This is a genomic window from Streptomyces sp. GQFP (assembly GCF_021545335.1).
Lineage (GTDB): Bacteria > Actinomycetota > Actinomycetes > Streptomycetales > Streptomycetaceae > Streptomyces.
Map to the genome: position 1 here is coordinate 3,589,712 of NZ_CP089312.1, position 12,469 is coordinate 3,602,180.

Below are 12,469 nucleotides of genomic sequence, written 5' to 3' on the forward strand. Positions count from 1 at the left end.
CGATATCAGGGTTCGCCCAGGGTCATCCCGACTGCCGCCGAGCCGCCTCAAGCGCCAACATGGACGCATGACAGATCACGCACACGCCGCGACGGGTCCGGGACCCGGCTCCGGCCCGCGCCCTTCATCGGGCGCCGGGCCGCAGGATGCCGCACCCGCCGCGGCAACTCCACCGCCCACGGAGAAAGGGGAACCGCGCGCGCCCGAGCATACGGACGCGGCGACGGCTGCCGCAGCCGACGAGCAGCTGCCGGCCAGGCTCCGGCGCGACCGGCGGCAGAAGATGCTGGGCGGGGTGTGCGCCGGGCTCGGGCGGACCTGTGACATGGACCCGGTGATCTTCCGGATCACGCTCGCGGTGCTCTCCGCGACCGGCGGCATCGGCCTCATCTTCTACGGCTTCGCCTGGCTCTTCGTGCCGTACGAGGACGAGGAGGAGAACGAGGTCCGCAAACTGCTCACCGGCCGAGTGGACGGCCAGGCGCTGACTGCCGTGCTCTTCGCACTGGTCGGCTGCGGTGTGTTCCTGACGATGCTGAAGAACGGCGGGGTGCTGTCCTTCGCCGTCATACTGTCCATCCTTCTCGCGGGCGCCGGCTACTGGTCGCGCAACCGCGGCGCCCCCGACCCCGACCCACTGGCCGCCCAGGCCGTCGCAGACGCCCCTCCGGAGGCCCAGGCGCCCCCGGCCCCCTCCGCCTACCCCTCGTGGTGGCGCGACCCCATCGTCAAGGACGGCACACACGTCGGCGGGACGGGCTATCTGTGGGGCCCCCACGACACCCGCGACCGGGACATCTCGGCAGCGGTCAACATCACCCACGGCAACTACAACGGCCAACGCCCGGATGTCCGGGCGGCCTGGCCCCGCCCACCGAAACCGCGCGGCCCACGCTGGATCGGCGGCTGGATCCTCCTGCTCGCCCTCCTCGCCGGATTCGTCGGCACAGCCGCGAAATGGGACGACGAGGCACTCGCCACCAGCTTGCAGACCGGTCTGGCCTGCGCGCTCACGGTGTTCGGCGTCGGCATAGCCGTCAGCGCGTTCCTCGGCCGTACCGGAGCCGGCTCGGTCTTCCTGGCGATCATCACCGCGGCCTTGCTGGCAGGATCGGCCGCGCTGCCCAAGGACGTCAGCACCCACTGGGTGCGCACGGAGTGGACCCCGACCGCGGTGGCAGCCGTCCAGCCGAGGTACGACCTCGGCACGGGCGAAGCCACCCTCGATCTGACCGGGCTGCGCCTCGCCAAGGGACAGACGGTGACGACGTCGATCGGGGTGGGCGTGGGCCGGATCGAGGTGATCGTGCCGAAGAACGCGACGGTGCAGGCGGACATCGAGGTGGGGGTTGGTGACATCCAGCTGCCCGGCGACGACAAACAGGACGTGGACGTGGCACCGGGCAAGCACAAGCAGGTCACGCTGTCACCGACGAACGGCGGTGCCGGCACCGGCACGGTCGTCCTCGACCTCGAGGTCGGCCTGGGACAGGCGGAGGTGACCCGTGCTACGTCATGAGTTCCAGCCCGGAAAGCTGATCGCCGGCATCTTCGTCACCATCGCCGGCATCACCTACATCGGCGACGCGGGCGACGCCTGGGAGACACCCTGGTTCGCGGTGATCCCGCTCCTCGTCTTCGGCCTCACCCTGGCAGGCGCCGTGGCCCTCCTGACCGGAGCGATACGCCGCCGCAGGAAGACCCGCCGCTCGCCGACGCCCTCGGCCGGCACACCGGAGGCGGTAGCCCCCTCAAGGCCCCCGGAGATACCGAACTGACCGACTCTCGATGACCCGGCCAACCACCCGCTACCGCCGCTGCTACCGATATCCCTCGGACCGCTGCCGCCGTCGCCCCCGCAGGGCGGCGTCCACGGAGAAGACGGACGCACCGGCAAGAACCAGCGGAAGCCAGGCCATCAGATAGGGGAGGTCGTTGCCGAAGTAGTACGGGTCGGAGGCCCAGCTCACGGTCAGCCAGAGGCTGAGCGAGATCAACGCGCCGCCGACCGCCGCCAGCCGGGCCAGCAGCCCGAGCAGCGTGCCGATGCCGACGGCAAGCTCACCGAAGGCGATGGCGTAGCCGAAGCCGGCGGGGTTCTTGAGGGCGAGGTCCACCAGGGCCGGGATGGCGGAGGAGTCCCGGACCGTGCGCATCAGATCACCGATCGACCCTGATCCGGAGTCGGCGAAGAAGGAGCTGTCAGTGAGTTTGTCCAGGCCGGCATAGACGAAGGTGACACCGAGGAAGACGCGCAGGGGCAGTAGGGCATAGCGAGTGGCGGTGTCCCGCCAGTCCCGTTCGCCGTCGAGATAAGGAGAGTGCGTGTCCGTTCGAGTGCTGTGAGTCATCGCTCTTAGCCGCCTCTCGCCCGCCATACGTTGACCCCTCAACAGACGATACGTACGCGGACGTGACCTCGCTCACTTCCGGTACGCCAAATTTCCGCCTTTGGCCGGGAAGAAGCAGCGGCCGAGCGCCAGGCCTACGCAACCACCATCAGGAGGCAGCCCCTCAGTCCGTCACATCGATCACGCACCGGTTCGTCTCCACGCCCGCCGCGGTGACCACCTGCACCTCGACCCGTCCCGGCTCCACATCCGCCGGTACAGGCACCGTCAGCACGTCGTCGCGAGGGTTGCTGAAGCCGCCGGGTACCGGGACCAGGGGGACATGGACGTGGACCGGGCCGATGCGGACGACCATGCGGGACAGCCGGTCGGCGGTGCCCGCACCCGGGGGCACGAAGCCGGCGCCGCGGATCTCGATGTCGTCGCCGGTGCGGATCGGGGCGTCCAGGTCGCCCGCCTCCCGGGACCGGACGACCGACAGGATCACCGGCCGGCCGCCCTCCGCGTACTTGCCGGCCACATAGGTCGCCGCCGACACCAGCACCACCACCGCCAGCCCCCACGGCAGATCCGGCAACTGATCCGGGCGCCGCGCCAGCCGTACGACCGCGAAGAGGAGAGCGACCGTGCCGATCATCACGTACTGGATGTCCGCGAAGGTGCCGCGGCCCGAGTCGTCCGTCAGAAGGTCGGCCGCGCGGGGCCGGTCCGCGCGCACCTTCTGGAGGCGCTGGCCGAGGACACGCAGGCCGACCACCCTGCGTACGAGCACCGCGATCGCGCACACGACCGCGAGGACGGTCACGACGCCCGCGCCGCAGGCGAGTTCGAGGCCGGCGATCAGCGCGTCCCGTTCCTCGTGGCCGGAGGCCGCGGCGAGCCGGCCGACCAGCACGAGCACGGCGTACGCCACGAACAGCACCCAGACCGCCGCCACGACACGCGACGTCGAGAGGCGGTTGTCCTCGCCGATCAGGGGCGCCAGCGCCCCGCCCCGCGCCCGGTGGAACCAGGACGCGGCGGTCAGCGCGCCGCCGAACAGTACGGCGGCCACAAGTCCGGCCGTCCGGGCGGACGTCCAGCCCGCCCCGATCGCCGTGAGCGCCTGCACGAGCAGCAGGACGCCGATCAGCGCCCACACCGTGAACGCCGTACGGCGCCACAGCCGGGCGAGCCACACCTCGCCCTCGGCCCGGCCGCGTTCGGCGACGACCGCCGCGGACTGGGTCAGTTCGTCCGAGACCCACTGGCGGGAGGCCGAGGCCGAATGGGCCACCGCCGCCGGCAGCCCCTGTCCAGCCGCGAACCCGTCCCGCATGAGCAGGAACTCGGCGACCGCACGCCGGTGTCCCGTACGTGCCCCGTGCGGGCAGTCCCCGCAGGTGCAGCCGCCCCCGTGTTCCCCGGGCAGCACACCTTGTCTCGCCTCCTGCACCGCCACGCCCGACGCCTGCCTTCCCGCACCCGAAGCCCGAACCACACACGCGCGGATCGCCACCCGAACCGCACACCCGAACCGCTCAATCGACCGCCGTGCAACTCCCCCGCGACGAGAGCGAATTGTGCCCTACGCAACACCCTCCGCGTACGGCAGGTCGGCCCCGGCAGGGGAAAGTGCGAGTGAAACCGTGACCCCCGTGTTGACCCGGCTGCGAGAATTTGCGTATGGCCGAGATCATCCAGCGCGACGGGACCTGGGCCTTCGACGGCAGCACGGTCAGGATCACGCCGGGGCTCCACCGTTCCGTGCCGCTGTTCCGGCAGACGTACGGCGAGGTCGCCGTGCCTCTGGAGGCGGTCTCCGGGATCGTCTACGAGCCCGAACGCAAGCGTGGGCGGCTGCGCTTGCGGCTCCGCGAGGGCGCCGACCCGTTGCTCCAGGCGACGGGCGGGCGGCTGCCCGACGCGGCGGACCCGTACCGGCTGACGGTGGACATCGACCGGTCCGGAGTCGCCGAGTACATCGCCGAGGAGATCCGGCACGCCCTGCTCCTCGACCAGGTGCCCAAGGAACCGGCGAAGGCGTATCTGCTGCCGGGTCCGCCGGTGCCGGTGTCGGTGCGGTCCAGCGACGGCATGGTGTCGTTCGACGGTACGCAGGTCCGTATCGACTGGGCCGACACCTCCGACCGGGTCAAGCGGGCCACCGGGCCCCGCATCGTCTCCGTGCACGATCTCGTGCAGGTCGACTGGCTGCCCAACTCCGGCTACGAGGACGGGTTCATGCGCTTCGTGACCCGCGAGACGGTGTTCTCCAAGCTGCCGCCGGAGAAGGACCCGTACGCCCTCGACCTGTGGGGCAGCGCCCGCCGCGATCTGCTCACGGCGCTCGTCGCGACCGCGGTCACCGCCCGGCTGCCGCACCCCTCCACCCGGGCGGTGGACTACGTGGAGCGCCCCCGGCTGACGCCCGCGGTCCCGCCGCAGTCCGACCATCACGACGTACTCCTGCGCAGGCTCCGGGAGTTGGGCGAGCTGCACCGCGAGGGCGTGCTCACGGACGAGGAGTTCGCGACGACCAAGGCGGCCGTCCTACGAGGTTTCTGACCCACCCGGCTCACCCGGCTCACCCGGCTCACCCGGCACACCCGGCACACCCGGCACACCCGGCACACCCGGCACACCCGGCACACCCGGCACACCCGGCACACCCGGCACACCCGGCACCTGATCGAACTCGGCCACACCCGGGGCACCCGGAGTCTCCGGCCCGGCACGCCCACCGGCACCCCCGGTCGTCGTCAGCTCAGCAGGTCCGGCTCGCTCCTGCTGATGTCCCGCCACAGCGGCTGGTAGTTGATCCAGGCCACCAGGTCGCCGCCGAGCTGCTCGCGCGTCGAGACCGCCTGCTTGTGGTCGATGAGGATGGGGCGGCCGGCCGCCCTCGCGGTCAGCTGGACCTGGCTCGACCGTTCCATCGACAGGAACCACCAGGCCGCCGCGTCCACCGAGTCGCCCACCGTGAGCAGCCCGTGGTTGCGCAGGACGAGGGCCTTGCGGGTGCCCAGCGCGGAAGCGATCCGCCGGCCCTCGTCGGCGTCCACGGCAACGCCCGTGTACGCGTCGTACAGGGCGTGGTCCTCGTAGAAGGCGCAGCTCTCCTGGGTGATCGGGTCGAGGAGGTCGCCGAGGGCGGAGAGGGCGCGGCCGTGCACCGAGTGACAGTGGGCCACGGCGACGACGTCCGGGCGGGCCGCGTGCACCTGGGCGTGCACGGTGAAGGCCGCCTGGTTGATGTGATAGCGGCCCTCGATGACCTGGCCGTCCTGGTTGACCATGACCAGGTCGCTGACGGTGACGTGCTTGAAGGGCATCCCGAACGGGTTCACCCAGAAGCAGTTGCTGTACTCCGGGTCGCGCGCCGTGATGTGCCCCGAGACACCGTCCTCGAAGCCGAGCCGCCCGAACAGCCTGAGGGCACCGGCCAGCCGTTCCTTGCGGTGCCTGCGCTCGTCGTCGAGCGACTCGTACATCGGGGGCATCGCGAACTGCAGCTGGTCGGTGGGCAGCGGCAGGGGCGGAGTGGGCCCGTGCATAGGTCCTCCAGCACTGGGTTCCTTTACGGAGCGGAAGTTACCGTCGGTCCGCGCAGGAGAACAGGGGTGGTTGAGAAGAGGTTGAGAAGAGATAAAAGAGATACCGGAGACAGGGTCCCGAGACCCACCCGAGACACGGCCGAGCCCCGGACAGCGGCGAATACGAGACACCCACGGGAAGCCTGCGGGATGACAGCAAGATACCTACCGGACACCAGCGAATACACGTCACAGGATGTCGGGTATCCGCGTCAGACTCGGTCCCATGAACTGGGCAGTGTTCACCACCACGGAACCCGAACTGGCCGAAACCGTCGAGGAGCGCTTCCGCGCCTTCACCCACCACACTCTCGCCACCCTCCGCAAGGACGGCTCGCCACGCACTTCCGGCCTCGAAGTCCGTTTCCTGAACGGCGAGTTGTGGCTCGCGATGATGCCGGACTCGCTCAAGGCACGGGATCTGCTCCGCGACCCCCGCTTCGCCCTCCAGGCGAACCCCGGGGCGGGGACGGACATGGGCGGGGGCGATGTACGGGTCAGCGGGCGGGCGTACGAGGTCGAGGATCCGGCCGCCAAGGCCGCGTACGCCGAAGAGGTGGAACCGCCGGAGCCGTTCCACCTCTTCCGCACCGAGCTGACGGAGGTCGTACGGATCTGTGTCGAGGACGAGAAGTATCTGGTCGTCCAGGTCTGGACGCCCGGAGAGCCGGTGCGGACTCTCAAGCGGACCTGAACCCCCAGGGCCCTAAGAAGGGCTCACTCCCACTCGATGGTGCCCGGCGGCTTGCTCGTCACGTCGAGGACGACTCGGTTGACGTCCGCGACCTCGTTCGTGATGCGGGTGGAGATCTTCGCCAGGACCTCGTACGGGAGGCGGGACCAGTCGGCGGTCATCGCGTCCTCTGAGGAGACCGGGCGCAGGACGATCGGGTGGCCGTACGTCCGGCCGTCGCCCTGGACGCCCACGCTGCGCACGTCGGCGAGGAGGACCACCGGGCACTGCCAGATGTCGCGGTCGAGGCCGGCGGCCGTCAGTTCCTCGCGGGCGATGGCGTCAGCCTCGCGGAGGAGGTCGAGGCGGTCCTTGGTGACCTCGCCGACGATCCGGATACCGAGGCCGGGGCCGGGGAAGGGCTGGCGCTGGACGATCTCGTCCGGAAGCCCCAGCTCCTGGCCGACCATCCGGACCTCGTCCTTGAAGAGCTTGCGGAGAGGCTCGATCAGCTGGAATTCGAGGTCTTCCGGCAGGCCGCCCACGTTGTGGTGGGACTTGATGTTGGCGGTGCCGGTGCCGCCACCGGACTCGACCACGTCGGGGTAGAGGGTGCCCTGCACCAGGAAGGCGACCTCGGGACCCTCGTCCGCGATGATCTCGGCCTGTGCCTGTTCGAAGACGCGGATGAACTCGCGCCCGATGATCTTCCGCTTCTCCTCGGGGTCGGAGACCCCGGCGAGCGCGTTCAGGAACCGCTCCTCGGCGTCGACGACCTTCAGCGTGACGCCGGTCGAGGCCACGAAGTCCTTCTCGACCTGCTCGGTCTCGCCCTTGCGCATCAGCCCGTGGTCGACGTACACGCAGGTCAGCTGGGAGCCGATGGCCTTCTGTACGAGGGCTGCGGCGACCGCCGAGTCCACGCCGCCGGAGAGACCGCAGACAGCGCGCTTGTCGCCGACCTGCTCGCGGATCAGCGCCACCTGCTCGTCGATGACGTTGCCGGTGGTCCAGGAGGGGGTCAGGCCCGCGCCCCGGTAGAGGAAGTGTTCGAGGACCTGCTGGCCGTGCGTGGAGTGCATGACCTCGGGGTGGTACTGGACCCCGTACAGCTTCTTCTCGTCGTTCTCGAAGGCGGCGACCGGGACGACGTCTGTGGACCCGGTGACCGAGAAGCCCTCGGGGGCGGCGGAGCAGGCGTCGCCGTGCGACATCCACACCGACTGGTCGGCCGGGGTGCCCTCGAAGAGGGTGGAGGACGGCTTGGTGACGGTCAGCTGCGTACGGCCGTACTCGCGGGCTCCGGTGTTGTCGACCGTGCCGCCGAGGGTGGTCGCCATCAGCTGGAAGCCGTAGCACATGCCGAAGACGGGGACGCCGGCCTCGAAGAGGGCGCGGTCGACAACCGGGGCGCCCTCCGCGTACACGGAGGAGGGGCCGCCGGAGAGGATGATCGCCGCCGGGTTCTTGGCGAGCATCTCCTCGACCGGCATGGTGCTCGGCACGATCTCGCTGTAGACCCGGGCCTCGCGGACTCGGCGGGCGATGAGCTGGGCGTACTGCGCACCGAAATCGACGACCAGGACGGTGTCGGGGGCGGGGGTCGCTGCTGACACGGGGGCCTTCCGGCGGTTGGGCGGGGGTCTGTACGGGTGATTCTACCGGGGTGGGGGTAGGACACCTTGCCGTCTGCTGGGGGCTGCCGCCCCCAGACCCCCGCTGTCGGCCTGAACGGCCTCGCCCTCAAACGCCGGACGGGCTGGAGATGCAGGCCCCAGCCTCAGCAGCGACGTGGCATACTGCCCCCATGCTCACGCACCCGACCTTCCTCTTTACCTATGGCAACCGGCCCGCCGGATGCCATGGTCGTGCTGCTTGAGCAACTGACAAGCGACTTCCCAGGCGCCCCGGGCCGACAAGGCCCGGGGCGTCTGGCGTTTCCGGGTCTGCCGGTCCGGGGCACACCGTCCCGTCCGACGAGGAGCCCCATATGACCACCACTGACGTGATCACCGACGCACGTGAGCGCATCGACGCGCTCGACGACCGGATCATCGGTCTCATCCAGGAACGGATGGCCGTGTCTGCGGTCGTCCAGGAGGCGCGCATCTCCTCGGGCGGGCGACGCGTGAGCCTGTCCCGGGAGATGGAGGTTCTCGGTCACTACCGGGAGGCGCTGGGCAAGCCCGGCACCTCCCTCGCGATGACCCTGCTGGAGCTGTGCCGGGGTCGTATCTGAGTTCGGGCGCCGTCTCACCCGTCCGGCGCGTGACCGTCGCCCGCGGTCTTCGTTGGTACCGGTGTCCGTGCCAGCCAGGGGCGGGCCCGCACAAACCACGCGTGGCTCCAGGGTTGTGACCGGACGGCAGGGGACAGCAGCCCGGTCACCCCCGAGAACGGTCGACTCCGGGGACGCCCGGAGTCGGCCGGCAAAGTTCAAGGCCAGGACAGCCCGAGCCTGGACCAAGGTCAAAAAGTACAACGCTGGGTCAAAAGGTTGCGTAGTCGACGGCCTTCCAGCACGATGCAAGAGCGACCCCAAGTCCCATAGCAGACAACCGCATTGACGTATGACCACTGACTGCCATTGGTCCAGACCGGGCGTGCGCCCCCCGTACGCCGGGGCGCCGACCGGTGGACACAGACCAACAACGCGGCGCAACCCCCCGGCGCCGCTCCCCCAGGCACCGGCGCTGCCCTGACGCCGGTGCTGACGGAGAAGGGCCCCGCGGCTCCGTCCCGCGGGGCCCTTTGCCATGCCCGGGCACCCACAGGACCCACAGGACCCACGACACATGTGACCCAGCACACATAAATTTCGCGTGAGTGAAGAGCAACCATTCACAGCGGTCGCATGTCACACGTTCAGAACCAGGGGTCACATCCGTGCCCCGCATCTGGACGTTTCGAGGTCGTGAGGTCTTCATGAAGCTTCGCCGAGCCATGGCCGCAGCAGCGGTGACGGCTGTCATAGCCCCGCTGGCGCTGCTGTCCGCGCCCGTCGCGTTCGCCGACGATTCGACCTCGGCCACGCCGAGCGAGCCGGCCGCCACGGAGACCCCCTCGCAGACGCCGAGCGACACCGCGTCGGCGACGCCCTCGGACACCGTGCCCTCCGACACCGGCCTGCCGTCCGACACGGCGTCCTCCACCGCCTCGACGAGCGCGAGCGCGAGCCCGAGCGACTCCACCTCGGCCTCCCCGTCCGACTCTGCCTCCCCGTCCGACTCCGCTGAGCCGAGCGAGGACCCGACGGACCCGGACGTCCCGTTCTGCGAGGACCTCGACGAGAACTACAGCAACGCCCAGGTGTCCGCCGACATCAAGGGCCTGCCGGGCAAGATCGTCGCGGGCGACGGCTTCCACGCCTTCAAGCTGGTCGTCACCAACGACTCGACGGTCGACCTCAAGGGCGTCGCCTTCTACGCCGAGATCGAGAACTACGAGCTGGACGAGGCGAAGTTCCTCAGCCCGTACGTCGACCTGGAGTTCAAGAACCCCGAGACCGGCTCCTGGGACCGCATCGGCGACGACGAGTGGGCCGGCGACTACTTCTTCTACGTCGAGAAGCTGAAGGCCAAGGCGAGCCAGTCCGTCGACCTGCGCGTCAGCATCGACAAGCAGGCCCCCGCGGGCGACGCCTACTCCTTCGGCTCCGGCGCCTACATCGACAACGTCGACGGCCAGGACTGCATCGCCGAGGGCTGGGCACAGTACGACTTCCAGGTACTGGAGGCCGGTTCCTCGAACACCGACCCGGGTTCGGCCACGCCGAGCGACGGCGGCTCCAAGGACTCGGTCAAGAAGCCCCAGGGCAGTGTCTCCGAGCTGCCGACCGGCAACCTCGCCGACACCGGCTCCAGTTCCGCCCTGCCGATGATCGGCCTCGTCGGCGGGGTCGCCGTCGTCGCCGGTGCGGGTGCGGTGTTCGCGATGCGTCGTCGTAAGGCGGGCACGGAGGCGTAAGCCTCCGGCATGAACAAGGGAAGGACCTGCACTCGGAGGGGGGTGCGGGTCCTTCTCTTTTGCTCTGCAAGCCTTCTTCGACCTCTTTGCCCTACAGAACTACAGAGCCTTCTTCGGCACCGCCGGTATCCCCAGGAACGGCAGCCGCAGCGCGCCGAACGCCTCCGCCGGGACCGCCGGTGCCTTCGGCTCGACCGCCTGCAGACGCTCGTACGCGGCACCCTGGGCCGGACGCGGGTCGGCCTCGCCGTTGTTCGGCCAGTACGACATCGCCCGTTCGGCCTGGGCCGCGATCGTGAGGGACGGATTGACGCCCAGGTTCGCGGAGACCGCGGCGCCGTCGACGACCGAGATGCCGGGGTGGCCGTAGAGGCGGTGGTACGGGTCGATCACGCCCGTCTCGCGTGAGTCGCCGATCGGACAGCCGCCGAGGAAGTGGGCGGTCAGCGGCATGCCCATCAGTTCGCCGACGTTGCTGCCGGCGAAGCCGTTGATCTCGGCGGCGATCGCGGACGCGCTCTCCGTCGCGGCCCTGATCTGCTTGGGGTTGGGGGCGCCGTGGCCCTGACGAGCCGTCAACAGGCCTTTCCCCGCGCCCTTCGGCTTCAGATAGGTGGTCAGGGAGTTGTCCAGCGACTGCATCACCAGGCCGATGATGGTCCGCTCCGACCACTGGCGGTTGGAGATCGAGCGCAGGACCAGGAGCGGGTGGCGGGCCGCGTTCGCCAGCCAGCCCAGGACCCTCGACGAGCCTTCCGCGTACGGGACTTGGAGGATCGACAGGCCGCCCATCGAGTTCGAGCCCTTGCCGTAGCGGACCGGTTCGATGTGGGTGTTCTCGTCGGGGTGGATCGAGGACGTGATGGCGACCCCGCGCGTGAAGTCGACCTTCGTCTCGCCCGTCACCTTGCGGTAGCGGCGGTTGTCGGTCTGGGCGCCGACCAGCGCCTCCGAGTTGGTACGGGTCAGCTCGCCCAAGCGCTCGGAGAGGTACGGGAGTTGACCGCCCGCCTTCATCCGGTGGAGGAGGGTCTGGGTGCCGTAGGTGCCTGCGGCCAGGACCACGCGCCGGGCTGTGTACGTACGGCCCCTGCCCTTCCTCTTCGCGTCCGTCGGGAGCGTGGCGACCGCGTAGCCGCCGCGTGAGTCGTCCGTGACGGACACGACCGTTGTCAGGGGGTGGACGACCGCGCCCGCCTTCTCGGCCAGGTAGAGGTAGTTCTCGTTGAGGGTGTTCTTCGCGCCGTGCCGGCAGCCCGTCATGCACTCACCGCATTCCGTGCACGCCTTGCGCGCGGGTCCGGCGCCGCCGAAGTAGGGGTCCGGGGCCTGCTCCCCCGGCGCCGCCTTCACCCCGCCCGCCGCGTCCTCGCCGTCGCCGAAGAAGACGCCCACCGGCGCGAGGTGGAAGGTGTCGCCGACGCCCATCCGCTCGGCCGCCGCCTTGAGGTGGACGTCCGAAGGGGTCATCGTCGGGTTGAGCCGTACGCCGAGCATGCGCCGGGCCTGGTCGTAGTACGGGCTCAACTCCGCCTGCCAGTCCGTGATTTCGCGCCACTGGGGGGCGTCGAAGAACGGCTTCGGCGGTACGTAGAGGGTGTTGGCGTAGTTCAACGAACCGCCGCCGACGCCCGCGCCCGCCAGCACCATCACGTTGCCCAGCAAATGGATGCGCTGGATGCCGTACATACCGAGCTTGGGGGCCCAGAGGTAGTTCTTCAGGTCCCAGGAGTTCCGGGGGAGCGTGTCGCGTGTGAAGCGGCGGCCCGCTTCCAGGACGCCTACGTTGTAGCCCTTTTCCGTGAGGCGTAGGGCGGTTACCGAGCCGCCGAAGCCGGAGCCGACGACTAGGACGTCGTAGTCGTAACCGTCCTGCGACACGTTTTCTCCTCGTTGAGTGTTGT

General features: G+C 69.8%; 11 protein-coding genes. 6 read left to right on the forward strand and 5 right to left on the reverse strand.

Annotation, left to right across the window (positions count from 1 at the left end):
• The first annotated feature begins 67 nt into the window (after nt 1–67).
• Nucleotides 68–1,519 carry a PspC domain-containing protein gene (locus tag LUX31_RS15710; protein ID WP_235475417.1) on the forward strand — a complete coding sequence of 484 codons (1,452 nt, stop codon included), beginning with the start codon at nt 68–70 and terminating at the stop codon, nt 1,517–1,519.
• Nucleotides 1,506–1,778, forward strand: a complete 273-nt coding sequence (locus LUX31_RS15715) for a hypothetical protein (RefSeq protein WP_235475418.1) — start codon at nt 1,506–1,508, stop codon at nt 1,776–1,778. Before LUX31_RS15710 ends, LUX31_RS15715 begins: the two co-directional genes overlap by 14 nt.
• 42 nt (nt 1,779–1,820) lie before the next feature.
• Here the strand turns inward: LUX31_RS15715 and LUX31_RS15720 are convergent, their stop codons facing one another.
• Together LUX31_RS15720 and LUX31_RS15725 are read right to left on the reverse strand one after the other, a co-directional pair.
• The gene (locus tag LUX31_RS15720; protein ID WP_235475419.1) at nt 1,821–2,351 is read right to left on the reverse strand and encodes a DoxX family protein; all 531 of its coding nucleotides are present in this window, start codon (nt 2,349–2,351) and stop codon (nt 1,821–1,823) included.
• A gap of 163 nt (nt 2,352–2,514) precedes the next feature.
• Complete coding sequence (locus tag LUX31_RS15725; RefSeq protein WP_235475420.1) at nt 2,515–3,792, reverse strand: hypothetical protein; 1,278 nt, start codon at nt 3,790–3,792, stop codon at nt 2,515–2,517.
• Between the two features lie 224 nt (nt 3,793–4,016).
• On the opposite strand from LUX31_RS15725, the gene LUX31_RS15730 reads away from it, so the two are divergent.
• Entirely contained in the window at nt 4,017–4,898 is an 882-nt protein-coding gene (locus LUX31_RS15730) for a DUF4429 domain-containing protein (protein ID WP_235475421.1), read from the forward strand.
• A 194-nt stretch (nt 4,899–5,092) separates the two neighbouring features.
• Here LUX31_RS15730 and LUX31_RS15735 read toward each other — a convergent pair whose 3' ends face one another.
• Nucleotides 5,093–5,887: a class II aldolase/adducin family protein gene (locus tag LUX31_RS15735; RefSeq protein WP_235475422.1), complete on the reverse strand. Its 795-nt coding sequence runs from the start codon at nt 5,885–5,887 to the stop codon at nt 5,093–5,095.
• Nucleotides 5,888–6,152: 265 nt separating this feature from the next.
• On the opposite strand from LUX31_RS15735, the gene LUX31_RS15740 reads away from it, so the two are divergent.
• Nucleotides 6,153–6,620: a pyridoxamine 5'-phosphate oxidase family protein gene (locus tag LUX31_RS15740; protein WP_235475423.1), complete on the forward strand. Its 468-nt coding sequence runs from the start codon at nt 6,153–6,155 to the stop codon at nt 6,618–6,620.
• Between the two features lie 23 nt (nt 6,621–6,643).
• On the opposite strand, the gene guaA is transcribed toward LUX31_RS15740, so the two are convergent.
• Nucleotides 6,644–8,215, reverse strand: a complete 1,572-nt coding sequence (guaA, locus tag LUX31_RS15745; protein WP_235475424.1) for a glutamine-hydrolyzing GMP synthase — start codon at nt 8,213–8,215, stop codon at nt 6,644–6,646.
• 374 nt (nt 8,216–8,589) lie between these two features.
• Here guaA and LUX31_RS15750 point away from each other — a divergent pair, with 374 nt between their 5' ends.
• Both LUX31_RS15750 and LUX31_RS15755 read left to right on the forward strand, forming a co-directional pair.
• Nucleotides 8,590–8,838 carry a chorismate mutase gene (locus LUX31_RS15750; RefSeq protein ID WP_235475425.1) on the forward strand — a complete coding sequence of 83 codons (249 nt, stop codon included), beginning with the start codon at nt 8,590–8,592 and terminating at the stop codon, nt 8,836–8,838.
• A 686-nt stretch (nt 8,839–9,524) separates the two neighbouring features.
• Nucleotides 9,525–10,565: an LAETG motif-containing sortase-dependent surface protein gene (locus tag LUX31_RS15755; RefSeq protein WP_235475426.1), complete on the forward strand. Its 1,041-nt coding sequence runs from the start codon at nt 9,525–9,527 to the stop codon at nt 10,563–10,565.
• 99 nt (nt 10,566–10,664) lie between these two features.
• On the opposite strand, the gene LUX31_RS15760 is transcribed toward LUX31_RS15755, so the two are convergent.
• Nucleotides 10,665–12,446 carry a GMC family oxidoreductase N-terminal domain-containing protein gene (locus LUX31_RS15760; RefSeq protein WP_235475427.1) on the reverse strand — a complete coding sequence of 594 codons (1,782 nt, stop codon included), beginning with the start codon at nt 12,444–12,446 and terminating at the stop codon, nt 10,665–10,667.
• Nucleotides 12,447–12,469 lie beyond the last annotated feature (23 nt).